The organism is Tetragenococcus halophilus subsp. halophilus DSM 20339, assembly GCF_003841405.1.
GTDB lineage: Bacteria > Bacillota > Bacilli > Lactobacillales > Enterococcaceae > Tetragenococcus > Tetragenococcus halophilus.
In genome coordinates this window covers 971,013-990,851 of record NZ_PXYA01000001.1, presented here as the reverse complement: position 1 = coordinate 990,851, position 19,839 = coordinate 971,013, and the positions used below count along the sequence as shown (strand labels likewise).

Below are 19,839 nucleotides of genomic sequence, written 5' to 3'. Positions count from 1 at the left end.
TTATTTTTTTAAGTCATTTGTGAGCAAAGGATGTTTTCTTTTTTTACTAGTTCAATAGGTTAATAGATAATAACAAAAAAAGTTCTACTATTTTTTACATTTCATTCTAAGTTGTCAATCCTAGTTTCTTTTACAAATTCGTGATAAGATATGTAAGGATTTTAAAAGAAGGGAACAGACAAATGAAAGTACTGGCAATGGACACATCTAATCCGACGATGGCAGTTGCTATTATGGAAGATCAGGAAATTTTAGGTCAATTACAAACGATGGTAAATAAAACACATAGTAAAACGTTGATGCCAGCGATAGATTTTTTAATGGAAAGTGTTGGTCTAGTACCTGCTGATTTGGACCGTATCGCAGTTGCTCAAGGACCGGGGTCTTACACAGGTTTACGCATTGGTGTAACAACAGCAAAAACATTAGCAAATACCTTGTCTATAGATCTGGTAGGTATTTCAAGCTTAAAAACGATTGCGGCCAATTGTATCAATGAGCAGGATTGGATTGTTCCACTTTTTGATGCTCGTAGAGAAAATGTTTACGCTGGCGTTTATCAATGGAAAAAACATAAACTAATAAATATTTTAGAAGATCAGCATATTTCCCTTGAGAACTTATTGGATCAGTTAAAAGATCAACCGTGTCGCTTTGTGGGAGCTGATGTAAAAAAATTTCAGCCGCAGATTTCTGAAAAACTTCCTTTAGCAAAGATTAATTCGATTGTACAATGGGATTATCCTAATGGCGTAGTGCTTAGCCAATTAGCTCAAGACGAAAGCCCTGTTCGTGATATTCATCAATTTTTACCGAATTATCTGAAACGTGTAGAAGCCGAAGAAAAATGGTTAAAAACGCATCAAAATGGGGTGCAAAATTATGTTGAAAAAATTTAGATCTGCGTTTTCAACTTTTCATCACAAAGAACGTTATGTCACGCATGAACAAGAAATTGCGGACAAAAAATTTATAATACGTGAAATGAGCACAGAAGATATTAAAGAACTACTCCAATTAGAGCGGACGGTTTATGCCGGCGAGCTTCCTTGGACACGTAGTGCTTTTTTAGCAGAATTGTATTCACGTTATGCTCATTTGTATTTGTGTGTCTTATATCAAAATAAGATTATTGGTTTTGTCGGTAGCCGAGCTTCTTTAGATGACTTACATATTACACATATAGCCATACATCCAGATTTTCAAAAAAAAGGTATTGCTTCATTTTTGCTAAAAGAAGTTGAGGCTTTTGGTTATAGACAGCATTGTCAGACAATTTCATTAGAAGTGCGGATAAGTAATATCGATGCCAAAAGATTGTATCGTAAACTAGGATATGAGGCTAAAAAAAGAATGGCAAATTATTATAGAATAGGAAATGAAGACGCACTTTTTATGGTAAAGAAGGTTAAGTGATGCGTTTAATTAATGAATGTTTTTTTCCGCCAAAAAAATTAGCGCAGCAGCTATTTGTGTTGTCTAGTAAAAGTTTTGCTGCAGGCTCTCCCTGGACAAAAGAACAATTTGAAGCAGAAATTCGCAATAAGCATTGTGGGTATCTGATCCTTGAAGATGAAGAGATTGTAGCCTATCTTTGTTATCATCAGTTTTTGGATGAAATGGAAGTCTTTAATCTGGCGATTTCACCCGATGAACAAGGAAAAGGTTATGGACATCTTTTATTGCATCATTTAAATCAAATAGCTTTAGCTGAACAGGTGGAGCAAATTTTCTTAGAAGTAAGAGTATCCAATCAGGCGGCTCAAAATTTGTATTTAAAAAATGGTTTTAATAAGACAGGCCATAGAACCGGATATTATTCAAAACCGGTAGAAGACGCGTTAGTAATGGTAAAAAAAGTGAGGCCAGAAAAAGATAATGAGCGAATTGATATTAGGTATTGAAAGTAGCTGTGATGAAACAAGTGTTGCTATTGTTAAAGATGGTAAGACGATTTTAAGCAATATTGTAGCTTCACAGATTAAAAGTCACAAACGTTTCGGTGGCGTGGTTCCAGAAGTTGCCAGCCGTCACCATGTAGAACAGATTACCCTGTGTATTGATGAAGCCCTGCAAGAAGCACAAATAGATAAAAAAGATTTAACAGCTGTGGCTGTAACTTATGGACCAGGTTTAGTGGGCGCTTTGTTAATTGGCGTACAGGCAGCTAAGGCTTTTGCTTGGGCTAATCATTTGCCCTTAATTCCAGTAAATCATATTGCAGGACATATTTATGCTGCGCGTTTTGAAGAAGAATTGCAGTTTCCTTTACTAGCTTTAGTTGTCAGTGGCGGGCACACAGAATTAGTTTATATGAAAGAAGACGCTTCTTATAAAATTATCGGAGAAACCAGAGATGATGCAGCAGGAGAGGCTTATGATAAAGTTGGAAGAGTGTTGAATTTGAGTTATCCAAGTGGTAAAGAAATTGACCAGTTAGCTCATTTAGGAAAAGACAATTATCATTTTCCTCGTGCGATGTTACAAGAAGATAACTTTGACTTTAGTTTTAGTGGACTAAAAAGTGCTTTTATTAATCTTGTCCACAATGCCCAGCAACGTCAGGAAACATTATCGCAAGAAGATTTAGCGGCTAGTTTTCAAGCAAGTGTGGTTGAAGTGTTGGTAAAAAAAACAATACATGCTGCTAAGGCTTATCCTGTTAAACAGTTGGTTCTAGCAGGAGGAGTAGCTGCAAATCAAGGATTGCGCGAAACAATGAAACAAAAAGTGGAAGAACAATTACCTCATTCTACTTTAATCATTCCAAGTTTACGTTTATGTGGGGATAATGCGGCGATGATCGCAGCAGCAGGACAAACTGAGTTTAATAAAAATAACCTAGCGGATTTAAGCCTAAATGCTTGTCCAGGCCTAAGTTTCTAGTTTTTCCACAAGCAATAGAAGATTAGCTAGTTTAAGAATAAAATAGTTGAAAATATAGTGAAATTATAGTATACTGCTTAAGGTTTCTGAAAAGAGACTAAATCCACATCTTATCGTGATCAGCGAAGTGGTGCTGATACTGTTCAGTTCTTCAATGAGACGATCGATAGGAGAGGAAAATAAAACCACATGGAGGAATTAAAATGGCAGTATTAAGTATGAAACAATTACTAGAAGCCGGCGTACATTTTGGTCACCAAACACGTCGCTGGAATCCGAAGATGAAGAAATACATCTTCACAGAAAGAAATGGTATCTACATCATTGACTTGCAAAAAACAGTTAAGTTAGTAGATGCGGCTTATGAATATATGAGAGAGGTTGCTGAAGAAGGTGGCGTTGCTCTATTTGTAGGTACTAAAAAACAAGCACAAGATTCAATAAAAGATGAAGCAATCCGTGCAGGTCAATACTACGTTAACCATCGTTGGTTAGGTGGAACTTTAACGAACTGGCAAACAATTCAAAAACGCGTGACACGCCTAAAAGATATCAATCGTATGGAAGAAGATGGTACTTTTGACGTACTTCCTAAAAAAGAAGTTGTAGGATTGAATAAAGAACGCGATCGTTTGGAAAAATTCTTGGGTGGTATTGCTGATATGCCTAGAATCCCAGATGTTATTTACATCGTAGATCCTAGAAAAGAACGTATTGCTGTTCAAGAAGCGCATAAATTGAGTATCCCAATTGTTGCAATGGTTGATACTAACTGTGACCCAGATGAAATTGATGTTGTTATCCCTTCTAATGATGATGCAATTCGTGCCGTTAAGTTGATTACTTCAAAAATGGCTGATGCATTGATTGAAGGTAATCAAGGTGAAGACGAAGTCGCAGAAGAAGATTTTGTAGACGAAGAAAATGTAACTGCAGAAAACGCTCCTTCACTTGAAGAAATGGTAGATGTAGTCGAAGGTAATAATCAATCAGCTGAATAAGATTGAATAGCGGAGCTGTTTCAAAGGCTGGGCGAAAAGCTGCACTCTCCTTTGAAACAGCTTTTTTTCAAAAATATTATACAAATGAAGCAGGAGGAATAAATAAATGGCTAATATTTCAGCAAAATTAGTAAAAGAATTACGTGATAAAACAGGCGTCGGTATGATGGATGCTAAAAAAGCACTAGTAGAAGTTGAAGGCGATATGGAAAAAGCTGTAGACTCTTTGCGTGAAAAAGGAATGGCTAAAGCGGCTAAAAAGAGTGACCGCGTGGCAGCTGAAGGACTAGCTTCTGTTGCTGTTGCAGGAAACACGGCTGCTATTGTCGAAGTAAACTCAGAAACTGACTTTGTTTCTAAAAACGAAAAATTCCAAAATCTAGTAAAAGAAATTGCCGAAGTTGTTGCAAAAAACAAACCAGCTGATATGGACGAAGCAATGAAATTAAAAACTTCTAATGGCAATATTGAAGCAGCTTTAATTGAAGCAACGCAAGTGATTGGTGAAAAAATCAGTTTCCGTCGTTTTGAAGTCCTTGAAAAAACAGACAACGCTGCGTTTGGTTCTTATTTGCATATGGGTGGTAGTATTGCTGTTTTATCTGTTGTTAATGGTACAACTGATGAGTCAGTTGCTAAAAACATAGCTATGCACGTAGCAGCAATCAATCCTCGTTATATCGATGAAAGTCAAATTCCACAAGATGAATTAGAACATGAAAAATCTATTTTAACCGAACAAGCACAACACGAAGGTAAACCTGAAAAAATTGTTGAAAAAATGGTTGAAGGTCGTTTGAACAAATATAAAGCAGAAATTTGCTTAGTTGACCAACCTTATGTAAAAGATCCTGATATGACAGTTGAAAAATATGTTAGTGGACAAAATGCTACAGTAAATACTTTTGTTCGCTATGAAGTAGGCGAAGGTATTGAGAAAAAAGAAGAAAACTTTGCAGACGAAGTAAAGAGTCAAGCTAACCAATAATCGTTAGTTCCTTAAAAATAGGAACGCATGCAGATGCGCTCCTATTTTTTGTGAGCCGTGTGTTAACATTTCACAAATAAAACAGTATATAAAATTATTCAAAAATAAAAAGTTATTATTTAAAGTAAAAAATAAACAAGCGCAATTTTTCAACTGCGCAAATACAATGAATATGCTACAATGATAACAGAGAATTTACGGAGGAATCGTGAGGATGAAACCAAAATATCAACGTGTGGTACTAAAATTGAGCGGTGAAGCATTAGCTGGCGAAGATGGCTTTGGCATCAATCCGCCAACGATCCAAAAAATCGCTGAGGAATTAAAAAAGGTTTATGAGTTAAATGTTGAATTAGCTATTATAGTTGGCGGTGGAAACATTTGGCGAGGACAAGTTGGTGCCCAAGTTGGCATGGAACGTGCGCAAGCCGATTATATGGGAATGCTAGCAACCGTGATGAATGCTTTAGCATTACAAGATACTTTGGAAAACGTGGGTGTACCAACACGGGTACAAACTTCTATTGAAATGCGTCAAGTGGCTGAACCTTATATTCGTCGTCGTGCTGAACGACATCTTGAAAAAGGAAGAGTTGTTATTTTCGCTGGTGGTACAGGCAACCCTTATTTTTCAACGGATACTACAGCTGCCTTGCGCGCTGCTGAGATTAAAGCAGATGTTATTTTGATGGCTAAAAATAATGTTGATGGTGTTTATTCAGCAGACCCTAAAGAAGATGAAACAGCTGTTAAATTTGAAGAATTAACGCATTTAGAAGTTATCTCAAAAGGGTTGGAAGTCATGGATTCAACCGCAAGTTCTTTAAGTATGGATAATGATATTCCAGTGGTAGTATTTAATTTAAATAAAGCTGGAAATATCGAGCGCGCCGTCATGGGTGAAAATATCGGAACAACTGTAAAGGGGAAATAACACATGGCAGATAAAGTTTTTCAACAAGCAAAAGAAAATATGGAAAAAGCTACAGACAATCTGCAATATCAACTTGGACAAATACGCGCAGGTCGTGCAAACGCAAGCTTATTAGATCGTGTGAATGTTGTCTATTATGGTGTGCCAACACCGTTGAATCAACTAGCTTCTATTACCATTCCTGAAGCACGAGTATTGATGATCAAACCATTTGATAAAACAATGCTGCAAGAAATTGAAAAATCGATTTTGGCTTCTGATGTTGGCATCACGCCAACTAACGATGGTTCAGTCGTTCGTTTAGTCATTCCTCAGCTGACTGAAGAACGTCGGAAAGAATTAGCAAAAGAAGTTGGTAAAGATGCAGAAACAGCAAAAGTGTCGGTAAGAAATGCTCGTCGTGAAGCAATGGATGAATATAAAAAGCAAGAAAAAAATAGCGACATTACCGAAGATGACTTGCGAACTGCTGAAAAAGATATACAAGATTTGACAGATCAAAATATCAAAAATATCGATGATATATCTTCTGATAAGGAAAACGAATTATTAGAAATGTAAATCTTACTTTAAAAAAACAGAACTCTAGCCGGTTCTGTTTTTATTTTGCTTTTTTATGAAAAATCGGAAATAAATACAAAGGAAATAGCAAATCGATGTCGAAAAAGAAACGATAGCATATAAAAACGGTAAACTTATGTTGAATAAGAACAGATAGCACATAGAAACGCTTATGTTGAATGAGAAGGAATAGCTCAAAAAAACAACAAACCTTTGTGCTAGCAAAAGAGCAAGGATTATAAAATTAGTGATGACCTTCTTTTATTTTCAGTGGATAGTAATTTTTAAAAAATTCTTTTGTTCTATTAATATTTTCAATCATATTTTCAATTATTATAGGCAATGAGTTTGTTTATTGTTATAATAAGAAAGATAAAATTTTGTTTCTTTCCCATACATCTAGGGATGAATGAAGTTAGGAGATAAAAACAATGTTGCGTTTTTTTCCAGAAAAAAATAAAACTTTTCAAGAAGAACAAGAGTACACTTTTGATTCAGAATTACCTGTGCCTAAACATATAGCAATTATTATGGATGGTAATGGACGTTGGGCACAAAATCGCAGATTGCCCAGGGTAGCTGGACACAAAGAAGGTATGGAAACAGTAAAAAAGATCACGAAGCATGCTTCTTATTTAGGCGTTAAAGTGTTAACACTTTATGCTTTTTCGACAGAAAATTGGAGAAGGCCTGAAGAAGAAGTCAATTTTTTGATGCAATTACCAGTTGACTTTTTTGATACTTTTGTGCCAGAGTTAATGAAAGAAAACGTTCGTGTAAATGTAATGGGAGAATATGATGTCTTACCAGCGCATACACAAGATGCAGTCAATCGAGCGGTAAAGCAAACAAGTGAAAATACAGGAATGATTCTAAACTTTGCTTTAAATTATGGCAGTCGTGCAGAAATGGTTTCGGCAGTAAAAAATATTGCAACAGATATTAGCGCAAAAAATATTGAAGTTGAGCAGATCGATGATGATTTTATCGCTGACTACTTGATGACAGGATTTTTGCCCAAAGAAATTCGTGATCCAGAAGTTCTCATACGCACCAGTGGCGAAGAACGTATCAGCAATTTTTTATTGTGGCAAATCGCTTATAGCGAGCTACTATTTACAAAAGAGTTATGGCCGGATTATAGCGAAGCCTCTCTTGAAAACTCGATTGCAATTTTTCAACATCGAAATCGTCGTTTTGGCGGTTTGAAAAACAAGGAGGAAAATAAATGAGACAACGGGTCATTACAGCTGTTATCGCTTTGGTACTTTTTTTGCCCATTATCTTTTTTGATTTCGGTGGAATTTCAGTACAATTATTAGGCGCTTTGCTAGCAGTCGTGGGTGTTTACGAACTCTTTAGAATGAAAGGCTTAGCAATTATCAGTTTTGAAGGGATTTTATCAATTATTGGGGCACTCGTGTTAGTATTACCCAATAATCCGTGGTTTTCGTATTTGCCTGATACAACGGATAAGTTAATCCTATTTTATTTCATTGTTATGCTTTTATTAGGGGTATCAGTGTTATCGAAAAATATGTATACTATTGATGAAGCGGGTTTTCCTGTATTAGTTAGTTTATATGTAGGCGTTGGGTTGCAAAATTTTGTAGAAGCAAGATCTACTGGTTTATTGCTACTTTTGTTCGGGCTTTTTATTGTATGGGCTACTGATATCGGTGCTTATATGGTAGGAAGAAAATATGGTAAACGAAGTCTTTGGCCAGCGATATCTCCTAATAAAACAGTTGAAGGTGCTATAGGCGGTATTTTAAGCGCACTTTTTATCGCAATTGTCTTTTTGATTATTTATCCAGGAAGCCTTTATTTTGAATACGGTTCTTTTATCATGCTTTTTTGGACAATCATTTTATCGGCGGTCGGTCAATTTGGCGATTTAGTCGAGTCAGCGATTAAAAGACATTATCAAGTGAAAGATTCAGGTAACATTTTACCAGGGCATGGTGGCGTTTTAGACCGCTTTGATAGTATGTTGTTTGTTTTCCCTATTATGCATCTGATTGGCTTATTCTAATATTAGAAAAGTTACTGAGCATTTTCGAAATGATCGGAAATGCTTTTTTAAATTCTTATTACAATCAATCTCATTGATTGTTAATTACATAAGATATGATAAAATAATGAGTAATCTTTGAGATACTTTGACGAAAGAGAGGAAACATACCATGAAGACATTGATTACATTTTTAATCGTCTTTTCAGTAGTTGTGGTAATACATGAATTTGGACATTTTTATTTTGCTAAGAAATCGGGCATTTTAGTCCGTGAATTTTCTATCGGCATGGGTCCTAAGCTATTCAGCCACCAAGCTAAAGACGGTACGACTTATACCATACGAGCCATACCGATGGGTGGTTATGTTCGGATGGCAGGCTATGAGGATGAAGAAGAACTAAAAGCTGGAATGCCGGTATCTTTGGAAGTAAATGAGAATAACGAAGTCATTAAAATCAATACAAGTTCAAAAGTACAGTTAGAAAATGCGATCCCTTTAGAAGTGACTCGTTATGATTTGACTGAGGCGCTTGAAATTACAGGATTTGTTAATGGAAATGAAGATAATGTAGCAAGCTATTCAGTAAATCATGAGGCAATGATTATTGAAGAAGACGGTACACAGCTGCGTATTGCACCTAGTGATGTACAGTTTCAGTCTGCTAAGTTATGGCAAAGAATGTTGACAAATTTCGCGGGACCTATGAATAATTTCTTATTAACGATTGTGTTATTCATTGCCATTGTATTTTTACAAGGTGGAGTTCCTAATGAAGACTCAACAGTACTTGGTGAAGTAGATTCTGAAGGTGTAGCAGCAACAGCCGGTTTAAGGTCGGGGGATGAAATTGTAGCGATCGACCAAGAAGAAGTATCAAGTTGGCCTGAACTGCAACAAACGATTCAACAACAACCTGATGAAGAGTTATCGCTTGAAGTTAACCGGGATGACCAAACTTTTTCTGTAGATGCAACGCCTGAAAGCGTAGAATCGGGTAATCAAGATATTGGGCAATTGGGCGTACAAGCATCGCTTAAAACTGGTTTTTGGGACAAAGTAGTAGGCGGTGTGAAAGAAAGTTGGGACATGCTTGTCCAAATTTTAGCTGCCTTAAGAAACTTGGTAACTAATTTTAGTTTGGATCAATTAGGCGGTCCAGTTGCTATTTTCCAAATGTCTGATCAAGCTGCTCAACAAGGCGCTATGACTGTCTTACTTTTGACCGCTATGATATCAGTCAATTTAGGTATCGTGAACTTACTACCCATTCCTGGTTTGGACGGTGGAAAATTACTACTTAATATAGTCGAAGCTATACGTGGAAAACCAATTAGTGAAGAAAAAGAAGGGATGATTACCTTAGTAGGTTTTGGTTTGTTGATGTTATTAATGGTATTAGTCACTTGGAATGATATCCAGCGCTTTTTCTTTTAAACCCAGGCCCTTAATTTAGACAGATTGGCCGTTATTTCAAATTCGTATAGTAAAGAAAAGTGTTGTTTAAATGAGGAGTGTATTATGAAACAATCAAAACTTTTAATTCCGACAATGCGAGAAATTCCCAACGATGCAGAAGCTAAGAATTTACAGCTGCTGTTAAGAGCTGGTTTTATTCGACAAGTATCAGGGGGGGTTTACGCTTATTTACCTTTAGCTACTCGTGTATTAAAAAAAATGTATGCGATCATTGGTGAAGAGTTTGAAAAAATTGGTTCAGTAGAAATCAAAATGCCAACATTGTTACCGTCATCTTTATTAGAAAATACTAGTGAAGTTAGTTATGACGATAAAGCTTATAATTTAAAAAATCGTACAGGAAAAGAGTTTGTCTTAGGCTCTGCTTATGAAGGGCTAATTAGTGAATTGATCGGTGATGAAATTTCTTCTTATAAACGATTGCCATTAACCCTTTTTCAAATCGCTACTAAATACCGTAATGATAAACGTTCACGCTTTGGCTTATTGCGCAGCCACGAATTTATCTTAAGCGATGCCTATTCTTTTCATGCAACAGAGGAAAGTTTAAATGAAATGTATCGTGCTTACCAAAATGCCTTTGAACATATTTTTGAACGTTTAGGCGTTAAAGTAAAAGGTTTATTGGGAGATAGTCAAATTGATGAACAAACCGATGCTTTTGAATATATGGCTCTTTCAGAGTCAGGAGATAAAATTGGCGCTTTTTCAACGGGAAGTAATTATGCATCTGACTTGCAGGCGGCAACAAGTGCTTTTATTTCAAAAAAATCTCACGAACCTAACAAGGAAATCGAAGAAGTTACTTTTGAAAAAAAAGAAAATCTAGAAGAAGCAGCACAAGCTTTATCTATTCCTTTGCAAAAAACAATTAAGACTCAACTTTATTTAGCAGATGATAAGCCAGTTCTTGTTTTAGTTCGGGCAGATCAGAAAGTAAATGAGCTAAAGATTAAGAAACATTTGGAAGTAGCACAATTAATTGCTGCTGATGAAACACAAAGCCAAGCGTATTTTCAAACATCTCTAAGTTATTTAGGTCCCGTCGATGTGCCAGATAAATGTAAGATCTATGCAGATTTACAAGTTCAAGATTTGGCAAATGCTTTAGCAGGCGCAAATAAAGAAAATGCTTATTTGAAAAATGTCAATCCGGACAAAGACTTTCCGGTGGACCAGTATGCTGATTTACGTTTAGTACAAGAAGGTGATACCTCACCTGATAATTTAGGAACTTTAGAACTAAAAAAAGGTGTCGAAGTCGGACGTATGATAAAAGTCGGTACTTATTTTAGTGAAAGATTGAAAACAGCTGTATTAGATGAAAATGGACAACATGTACCAGTACAAATGGGGTGTTATGAGCTGGGAATCAGCCGTTTATTAGCGACCATCGTGGAACAAAATAGCGATGAAGAGGGAATTAATTGGCCAGCAGAGATTGCGCCTTTTGACTTGCATATTGTACAAATGAATATGGAAGATGAAGAACAAACAGCGCTAACTAATAGCGTGGAAGAAATAATGTTAGCAGCTGGTTATCAAGTTTTAGTAGATGATAGACAAGAAAGAAGCGGCGTGAAATTTGCTGATGCGGATTTAATTGGTTGCCCAGTTCGTATTACTGTTGGGAATAAAGCCAATGAAGGAGCTGTCAGTATTAAATTTAAACAAACGCAAGCAAAAATTGAAGTGAAAAAAGAAGAATTAGTTTCAACACTTGCAATTTTATTGAATTCAGAAGGCTGATAAAGGGCTGTGACATAAGAAAAGAACCGAACTATATTTGATAAGTTTTGTTTAGCTTAAAATTACGATGTGTGTCTATTAGAGCGTAAAACAAACTTTTTATAGTTCGGTTGTTTTGTCAGCAAAAAATCTTATGAAGTAGTCACTTTCATTGTCTTTTTAAAACGCGTATACTAGTAAAGAAAGATTGTTACATTAAGGAGTGTATAAACTTGTCAAAGGAAGAAGAAACATTTGAAATTCTCTTAGATCAAATCCAACTTGATGAAACTATGCGAGAAAATCCTTTGATCAAACAAGGAAAAATCAAACAAGTTATTGTCCATAAGCAATCACAAAATTGGACCTTTGTTTTAAGCTTTGCAAAAATTTTACCAGCGATGATCTATCAAAGTTTTCGGCAAAATTTAGAAATGGCTTTTCAAGATATTGCTTCAGTTGATATGGTCATTGAAGCAGATGATAATCAATTTGATGAGCAGTTATTACAGGAATATTGGCCACTGATTCTGGCAGATCAAAAATGTGCAACACCTTTTGTACAGCAAGTATTAAAAAGCCAGCAACCCTTTATGAACGGTTCAAAAGTTATCTTGCCGATTTCTAATGAAGCAGTGATACCCAATTTGCAGCAACAGTATTTGCCTATGGTAGAAAAAATTTACCAATCTTTTGGTTTTGCTAAATTTCGTATTAAACCAGAATTTGATCAAAAACAAGCAACTGAAAATAAAGAACAGTTGGAAGCTTTTCAAAAAGAACAACAAGAAGCGTTTATGCAACAAGCAGCAGAATCGATTGCTTCACATAAACAACAAAAGAAAGAGAAAAAACAAGAAAGTCAGCCACTGGACGGTCCGATCGCACTAGGAAGAAATATTTCGCAAGATGAATTAGTTACACCTATGGATAATATTTTAGAAGAAGAGCGTCGGATGACGATTCAAGGTTATGTTTTTGACAAAGAAGTTCGTGAACTTCGCTCAGGTAGACAATTGTTGATTTTGAAAATTACTGACTACACTTCTTCTTTTGTTGCTAAAAAATTCTCAAATGGCGAAAAAGATGAACAAGTCTTTGAAGCGATCCAAGCAGGGAGTTGGCTAAAGGTTCGTGGTAGTATCCAAGAAGACACTTTTATGCGGGATCTAGTGATGAATGCGCAAGACCTAGTTGAAGTCAAACATGAAAGTAGAAAGGATTACGCTAAAGAAGATGAAAAACGAGTGGAGCTTCATTTACACTCTAATATGAGTACCATGGATGCCACAAACAGCGTTAGTGAATTAGTAGAACAAGCGGGAAAATGGGGACATAAAGCAGTTGCTGTGACTGATCATGGTGGTGCTCAATCATTTCCAGAAGCGCACCAAGCAGGCCAAGATAATGGCGTGAAAATTATTTATGGTGTTGAAGCCAATGTAGTAGACGATGGTGTTGCAGTTGTTTATAATCCTCAAGATGTTTCTTTGTCTGATGCAACTTATGTGGTCTTTGACGTGGAAACTACAGGATTATCGGCAGTTTATGATTCAATTATCGAACTAGCAGCGGTCAAGATGCATAAAGGAAATGTAGAAGATTCTTTTGAAGAGTTTATTGATCCAGGTCATTCACTATCTAGTACCACGGTTAATTTGACCGGTATTACTGATGAAATGGTGAAAGGTTCCAAGTCTGAAGAAGAAGTACTGCAAGCTTTTGAACAATTTTCTGAAGGTTGTGTTTTAGTCGCTCATAACGCTTCATTTGATATGGGATTTTTAAATATGAGCTATAAACGGAATAATATCGCTGAAGCTTCTAATCCGGTAATCGATACTTTAGAATTAGCACGTTATCTATACCCAGAATTTAAGCGTTTTGGCTTGGGCGTATTGACGAAAAAATTTGGCGTATCCTTAGAACAACATCATAGAGCGGTCTATGACGCTGAAGCCACGGGACACTTGGCTTGGATTTTTGTAAAAGAAGCGATGGAAAAACATGAAATGTATCTACATAAAGATTTGAATCGTCATGTAGGAAGCGCCAATTCAATCAAAGCTGCTCGTCCTTTTCATGCTTCGATTTTGGTTAAAAATCAAAAAGGGTTAAAAAACTTATTTAAATTAATTTCAATGTCGAATGTAAAATACTTTCACAATAAACAACCGCGCATTCCTCGTTCTGAACTTGTGAAGTTTCGTGAGGGTTTAATGATTGGAACGGCTTGTGACAAAAATGAGGTTTTTGTTGCGATGATGCAAAAAGGCTACGAAGAAGCCAAAGAACTAGCTAAGTTTTATGATTATATTGAAGTCATGCCTAAAGCTGTTTATGCTCCTTTAATCGAACAAGAATTAATTAAAAGTGAAAAAGATTTGGAAGATATCATTGCCAAATTGGTAAATATCGGTAAAGAATTGGACAAACCAGTTGTTGCTTCTGGAGATGTTCATTATATAAATGATGAAGAAGCGATCTACCGTAAAATTTTGATCAATTCAATGGGAGGCGCGAACCCATTAAATCGACATGCTTTACCTGATGTTCATTTTCGTACCACAGATGAGATGTTAACGGAATTCCAATTTTTAGGTAATGAAAAAGCTAAAGAAATAGTAGTAGATAGTCCTAATCAATTAAATGACAACTGTGAAGTTGTCATTCCAGTAAAAGATAAGTTGTATACGCCGAAAATTCCAGGCTCAGAAGAGGAGATTACCGACTTAAGTTACACACAAGCAAAAAAACTTTACGGTGACCCATTACCTGAAATCGTGGAAAAACGTTTAGAAAGAGAACTTGAATCGATTATTGGAAATGGCTTTTCTGTTATCTACTTAATTGCGCAAAAATTAGTGTTAAAAAGTAATAAAGATGGCTATCTGGTAGGTTCAAGAGGTTCTGTTGGATCTAGTTTAGTAGCGACAATGACGGGGATTACTGAAGTAAATCCATTATCTCCACATTATTATTGTCCAGAATGTCAGTATTCAGAATTCTATGAAGATGGCTCTTATGGTTCAGGCTTTGATATGCCGGAAAAAGATTGTCCGAAATGTGGGACTCGTTTGAAAAAAGATGGACACGATATTCCTTTTGAAACCTTTTTAGGGTTTAACGGTGATAAAGTGCCCGATATTGACTTGAACTTTGCTGGTGAATATCAACCTGAAGCTCATAATTATACTAAAGTATTGTTTGGTGAAGATTACGTTTATCGTGCTGGAACGATTAGTACGGTAGCTGATAAGACGGCTTTTGGTTTTGTTAAAGGTTATGAACGAGATTATAATTTAAACTTTAGAAACGCAGAAGTGGATCGTCTAGCCAAAGGTGCTAGTGGCGTCAAACGTACGACAGGGCAACACCCGGGTGGGATTATTGTTATTCCAGATGATATGGATGTTTATGACTTTACACCGATACAATACCCAGCTGATGATTTGAACGCAGAATGGCGTACAACTCACTTTGATTTCCACTCTATTCATGATAATGTTTTGAAATTAGATATTTTAGGACACGATGATCCTACAGTTATTCGGATGTTACAAGATTTGTCGGGGATCGATCCGCTAACTATTCCGACTGATGATCCTGAAGTGATGCGCATTTTTGAAGGCACGGAAGTATTAGGTGTAACTTCTGATCAAATTTATTCCAAAACAGGAACATTAGGAATTCCTGAATTTGGGACACGTTTTGTTAGAGGAATGCTTGAAGAGACCAATCCAACGACTTTTGCGGAATTGCTACAAATTTCTGGTTTATCCCATGGGACTGATGTTTGGTTAGGAAATGCTGACGAGCTGGTACGTCAAGGAATTGTTGATCTAGCGCATGTTATTGGTTGTCGGGACGATATTATGGTGTATTTAATGCATGCCGGTCTTGATGCTGGAATGGCTTTTCAAATTATGGAACATGTCCGTAAAGGTAAAGGAATTCCAGATGAATGGCAAGCGGAAATGAAAAAAAATGATGTTCCTGACTGGTACATTGATTCTTGCTTAAAAATTAAATACATGTTTCCTAAAGCCCATGCTGCAGCTTATGTGCTAATGGCCTTGCGGGTTGCTTATTTTAAAGTATATTTTCCTATTCTTTACTATTGTGCTTATTTTTCGGTTCGTGCAGATGATTTTGACTTAGTTACCATGTGTAAAGGAAAAAATGCGGTAAAAGAACGAATGAAAGAAATTACTGATAAAGGAATGGACGCTTCTGCTAAGGAAAAAAATCTATTAACAGTACTTGAGTTATGCAACGAAATGTTGGAACGTGGTTATGAGTTTGGCATGATTGATTTATACAAGTCTGATGCTGTTAACTTTGTTATTGAAGATAATAAATTGATCGCACCATTTCGTGCGGTGCCAAGTTTAGGAACAAACGTAGCCAAGCAAATTGTAAAAGCGCGAGAAGACGGACCATTTTTATCAAAAGAAGATCTTGCAAATCGTGCGAAGGTTTCAAAAACACTAATTGATTATATGTCTGATAATGGCGTTTTAAATGATTTACCAGATGAAAACCAATTATCTTTATTTGATATGATGTAATAAAAAAAGCTTTGACCGGTGGGTTAAAGCTTTTTTAGCATTAATTGTGCTTATGTGTTAAATTAGCTAGCATTTTATATACTGAGTGTTACTAAGCACACTAGATTTTAAAAGTAATGCGATTAATTTCTTTTAAGAACAGTAATTTTAAATAATAATGTGCTAATTTAACTTGTCCTTAAAATTCTAATATAAGATAGTTTTCTATGTTAAAATAAACGGGAAGTGTAAGAAGGAGTGAAAAGATGTTTACTGTCACAAGTATCCGTAAATTAAAGGGTATTTTTTATCAGGTAACGATTGATAACCAAGAGAAAATTAGAGTTTCGGAAGACTTATTAGTTCGTTTTCGTTTATTAAAAGGTAGCGAATTATCAGAGGAAAAGCTAGCTGACGTCAAGGAACAGGCTAGTTATGATTATGGCTTGCAAGAAGCTTTAAACTATATTAGTTATCAATTACGTACAGAAAAAGAAACACGGACTTACTTACAAAAAAAAGAAATACCATTAGAAGATCGTCATAAAATTGTCGCTCGTTTAAAAGAACTTGATGTTTTAAATGATCGAACATTTGCGATGAGTTATGTGCGTACGCAAATTCGTTTAAGTGATAAAGGGCCGTCTAATTTATATCAACAATTGCGTAAAAAAGGAGTACAAGATGATTTAATTGATGAGGCGTTGGAATTATATACGCCAGAATTACAGGAAGAAATTGCTGCACGCACTGCGGCAAAAGGTGTAAAGAAAATTCGCGGTAAGAGTTATCGCGAAACTTTACAGAAATTGCGAATGAATCTGACCAAAAAAGGATTTAATCAAGATATTATCCAGCAAGCTGTTGACCAACTTGACTATGAAATGGATGAGGCTCAAGAGTGGGAAATACTACAAAAAGAAGGACAGAAGTTATTACAGCGAGATCGTTCAAAAGATAATGGCAAGAAAAAGATGAAAATCAAGCAAAAGTTGTATCAGAAAGGATTTACGACTGACTTGATTCAACAATTTATTGATAAGGAAGAATTAAATGAAGAGTAAGATGTGGGATCATCAAAAGATCCAGGACTTTCAAACAAGCTTGTTGGATTGGTATTATAAAAACAAGAGAAATTTACCTTGGCGCGCGGATACCGATCCATATAAAGTATGGATTTCAGAAATTATGTTACAGCAAACGCGTGTAGATACAGTCATTGATTATTATTACCGATTCATGGAAGAATTTCCTACAATTCAGGATTTAGCAGAAGCTGATGAAGAAAAACTATTAAAAGTTTGGCAAGGTTTAGGCTACTACTCTAGAGCTAGGAATTTAAAGGTTGCTGCAAGTCAAATCCAAGAAGATTTTAATGGCAAATTCCCTGATACAGTTGCAGGAATTCGCAGTTTAAAAGGAATCGGGCCCTATACAGCAGGAGCGATTGCAAGTATTTCTTTTGGTTTAGCAGAACCAGCTATTGATGGTAACGTGATGCGAGTCATTAGTCGTCTTTTTGGCGTTGAAGAAGATATCGCCAAATCAAGTACGTATAAAATATTTGATGGAATTCTTCGTACCATTATTTCATACGAGCATCCTGGAGATATGAATCAAGCTTTGATGGAAGTTGGAGCGACAGTTTCCACGCCCTCGGCTACTGAATGTCCTCCATGGTTAAAGCCGTTTTGTTATGCTTGTGCGCATGACGCCCATGATAAGTTTCCGGTAAAAACTAAAAAGGCAAAGCCCAAAGATATCTATTATTTAGCCGCAGTTATTGAAAATAATGCGCATGAACATTTATTGATTCAACGTCCGGAAAATGGCCTGTTAGCAAAAATGTGGCATTATCCTTTAAAAGAGATTGACGTAAAAGAGTATCAAGCGTTAAAACAATATTGGCAAAAAGAAGACACAAATCAATTAACATTGGATTTAGTTTCTGAAGATGAAGCACCAGATATTTTTAGTGAATGGCCAGTAGTATGGCAAAAAAGACATCTTGGTGAAGTAACTCATACATTTACACATTTAAAATGGCATATTCTTATTTTTTACGGTCGTACACAAAATGATTTTTCACCGGAAAATGGTAAATGGTTAGATGAACAGTCTTTTTCAACCCTCGTTTTTCCAAAAGTGCAGCAAAAAATTATCCAACAGTTCAATAAAACTCATAAAGTTAGATAACATTTATAGCAAACAATCAAAATTATTGCTATAATAATTATGGTGCCGGTGTAAAACACCCAAGCAAATACGAGTTTCGTAAGGTGAGGGTTGCTATGAGAATGCCTAAAGAAGGCGAGTTTGTTAGTATTCAAAGTTACAAACATGATGGCAATTTGCATCGAACGTGGCGCGATACGATGGTATTGAAAACCAGTGAGCAGTCGTTGATCGGATTAAATGATCACACTTTAGTTACCGAATCAGACGGCAGACGCTGGGTCACCCGCGAACCAGCTATTGTTTATTTTCATAAAAAATACTGGTTCAATATAGTAGCAATGATACGAGAAAAGGGGGTTTCCTATTATTGTAATCTAGCTTCCCCGTTTATTTTAGACGAAGAAGCGCTGAAGTATATTGATTATGATTTGGATATCAAAGTTTTTCCCGATGGTGAAAAACGATTGTTGGATGTGGATGAATATGAACTACATGGTAAATTGATGCATTATCCAAACAATATTGATTATATTTTAAAAGAAAATGTCAAAATTTTAGTTGATTGGATCAATAATGGAAAAGGACCTTTCTCAGAAGGGTACGTCGATATTTGGTATGAACGCTACAAGCAATTGTCGCATAAATAAAAAGCTGCCGATTTTTCGGCAGCTTTTTAACGTTAAAGAAGATATATTCTGTTGACGGATATGGATAGCAGAATCAATTTTTAATGAACAACGATAGCACATAGAAACGAAAAACAATGAGCTATGAAGTGATCTGCTAAATTTTTAAATAGAAATTATAAAAAGCAGCCGTTTTCAGGCTGCTTTATCTACTTATTTATCTGGTATTACAGCTATAAATCAATAAGAGACAATTATATTTTTTAAAATAAATTTTTTGTCATTGTAATATGTTCAATACCTGCATCCAAAAAGATGTCTCCTTCTTCTTGATAGCCTAAATTTCGATAAAAGTTTCGCGCGCTGATTTGTGCGCCTAAAGTCATTTGTTGATAATCATGATTACTTGCGTAGTTTTCTGCTTCTTGCATAATAACTTTTCCATAATGATGACCTCTAGCTTGTCTTACAACAGCCATACGTTGTACTTTGACAATATTATTACCAGAAGGTAGTAAACGAACAGTGGCTAGGGGTTCATTCTGCTCATTATATAAAACAAAGTGAATGGCTTGTTGTTCGTTTTCATCAATTTCTCTTTCGACAGGAACCTCTTGTTCTTTTATAAAAACTTCTTTTCTAATAGCTAACGCGTCGGCATAAGTACGACTTTGCGTGTCTTTTGTATGAATTACATGCATTTTATCACCTCGATAAGATTATATCTTTTTGCTAAAAAATTAGCTAGTTAAAAATTCTGGAAACAAAAGATAAATATTTTTGTAATGTGAATCGGTTTTCATTGAAAAGAAAAAAGCTTTGTGGTAGCATTTTATTGTGGTTGAAAACCACGTTTTTTTTATAAAAATTGAAAATCTAAGGAGCGAATGCAA

The 19,839-nt window shown here is 35.8% G+C and carries 17 protein-coding genes; 16 read left to right on the top strand and 1 reads right to left on the bottom strand.

The features are described 5' to 3' along the window. Positions 1 to 182: 182 nt before the first annotated feature. From tsaB to ntdP, 16 genes are all read left to right on the top strand, one after another. A complete protein-coding gene (gene tsaB / locus C7K42_RS04700) occupies positions 183 to 899 on the top strand; it encodes a tRNA (adenosine(37)-N6)-threonylcarbamoyltransferase complex dimerization subunit type 1 TsaB (protein ID WP_014125340.1) in 717 nt (238 codons plus the stop codon). Further along, positions 883 to 1,416, top strand: a complete 534-nt coding sequence (gene rimI / locus C7K42_RS04695; protein WP_014125339.1) for a ribosomal protein S18-alanine N-acetyltransferase — start codon at positions 883 to 885, stop codon at positions 1,414 to 1,416. The genes tsaB and rimI (C7K42_RS04695) overlap by 17 nt, the downstream gene beginning before the upstream one ends. After that, complete coding sequence (gene rimI, locus C7K42_RS04690; protein WP_061840610.1) at positions 1,416 to 1,904, top strand: ribosomal protein S18-alanine N-acetyltransferase; 489 nt, start codon at positions 1,416 to 1,418, stop codon at positions 1,902 to 1,904. The genes rimI (C7K42_RS04695) and rimI (C7K42_RS04690) overlap by 1 nt, the downstream gene beginning before the upstream one ends. After that, on the top strand, positions 1,879 to 2,886 hold the full coding sequence (tsaD, locus tag C7K42_RS04685; RefSeq protein ID WP_014125337.1) for a tRNA (adenosine(37)-N6)-threonylcarbamoyltransferase complex transferase subunit TsaD: 1,008 nt from the start codon (positions 1,879 to 1,881) through the stop codon (positions 2,884 to 2,886). The genes rimI (C7K42_RS04690) and tsaD overlap by 26 nt, the downstream gene beginning before the upstream one ends. Before the next feature lie 203 nt (positions 2,887 to 3,089). Continuing rightward, a complete protein-coding gene (gene rpsB / locus C7K42_RS04680; RefSeq protein ID WP_014125336.1) occupies positions 3,090 to 3,887 on the top strand; it encodes a 30S ribosomal protein S2 in 798 nt (265 codons plus the stop codon). 106 nt (positions 3,888 to 3,993) lie between these two features. Then, positions 3,994 to 4,875: a translation elongation factor Ts gene (gene tsf / locus C7K42_RS04675; RefSeq protein ID WP_014125335.1), complete on the top strand. Its 882-nt coding sequence runs from the start codon at positions 3,994 to 3,996 to the stop codon at positions 4,873 to 4,875. Positions 4,876 to 5,089: 214 nt separating this feature from the next. Further along, positions 5,090 to 5,809 carry a UMP kinase gene (pyrH, locus tag C7K42_RS04670; RefSeq protein WP_041591846.1) on the top strand — a complete coding sequence of 240 codons (720 nt, stop codon included), beginning with the start codon at positions 5,090 to 5,092 and terminating at the stop codon, positions 5,807 to 5,809. A 3-nt stretch (positions 5,810 to 5,812) separates the two neighbouring features. Continuing rightward, positions 5,813 to 6,370: a ribosome recycling factor gene (frr, locus tag C7K42_RS04665; RefSeq protein WP_014125333.1), complete on the top strand. Its 558-nt coding sequence runs from the start codon at positions 5,813 to 5,815 to the stop codon at positions 6,368 to 6,370. Positions 6,371 to 6,801: 431 nt separating this feature from the next. Then, positions 6,802 to 7,602, top strand: a complete 801-nt coding sequence (gene uppS, locus C7K42_RS04660; RefSeq protein ID WP_014125332.1) for an undecaprenyl pyrophosphate synthase — start codon at positions 6,802 to 6,804, stop codon at positions 7,600 to 7,602. Further along, positions 7,599 to 8,405 carry a phosphatidate cytidylyltransferase gene (locus C7K42_RS04655; RefSeq protein ID WP_014125331.1) on the top strand — a complete coding sequence of 269 codons (807 nt, stop codon included), beginning with the start codon at positions 7,599 to 7,601 and terminating at the stop codon, positions 8,403 to 8,405. The genes uppS and C7K42_RS04655 overlap by 4 nt, the downstream gene beginning before the upstream one ends. 151 nt (positions 8,406 to 8,556) lie before the next feature. After that, positions 8,557 to 9,822, top strand: coding sequence for an RIP metalloprotease RseP (gene rseP, locus C7K42_RS04650; RefSeq protein WP_103083442.1), 1,266 nt, complete (start codon positions 8,557 to 8,559; stop codon positions 9,820 to 9,822). 84 nt (positions 9,823 to 9,906) lie between these two features. Next, a complete protein-coding gene (locus C7K42_RS04645; RefSeq protein ID WP_069029107.1) occupies positions 9,907 to 11,613 on the top strand; it encodes a proline--tRNA ligase in 1,707 nt (568 codons plus the stop codon). A 212-nt stretch (positions 11,614 to 11,825) separates the two neighbouring features. Further along, complete coding sequence (locus tag C7K42_RS04640) at positions 11,826 to 16,163, top strand: PolC-type DNA polymerase III (protein ID WP_014125328.1); 4,338 nt, start codon at positions 11,826 to 11,828, stop codon at positions 16,161 to 16,163. Between the two features lie 245 nt (positions 16,164 to 16,408). Continuing rightward, entirely contained in the window at positions 16,409 to 17,206 is a 798-nt protein-coding gene (recX, locus tag C7K42_RS04635) for a recombination regulator RecX (RefSeq protein WP_103097113.1), read from the top strand. Next, on the top strand, positions 17,196 to 18,338 hold the full coding sequence (mutY, locus tag C7K42_RS04630; RefSeq protein WP_103097111.1) for an A/G-specific adenine glycosylase: 1,143 nt from the start codon (positions 17,196 to 17,198) through the stop codon (positions 18,336 to 18,338). Before recX ends, mutY begins: the two co-directional genes overlap by 11 nt. Before the next feature lie 95 nt (positions 18,339 to 18,433). Then, positions 18,434 to 18,967, top strand: a complete 534-nt coding sequence (gene ntdP / locus C7K42_RS04625) for a nucleoside tri-diphosphate phosphatase (protein WP_014125325.1) — start codon at positions 18,434 to 18,436, stop codon at positions 18,965 to 18,967. A 242-nt stretch (positions 18,968 to 19,209) separates the two neighbouring features. On the opposite strand, the gene C7K42_RS04620 is transcribed toward ntdP, so the two are convergent. Next, positions 19,210 to 19,647: a GNAT family N-acetyltransferase gene (locus tag C7K42_RS04620; protein WP_103099553.1), complete on the bottom strand. Its 438-nt coding sequence runs from the start codon at positions 19,645 to 19,647 to the stop codon at positions 19,210 to 19,212. Positions 19,648 to 19,839: the final 192 nt, after the last annotated feature.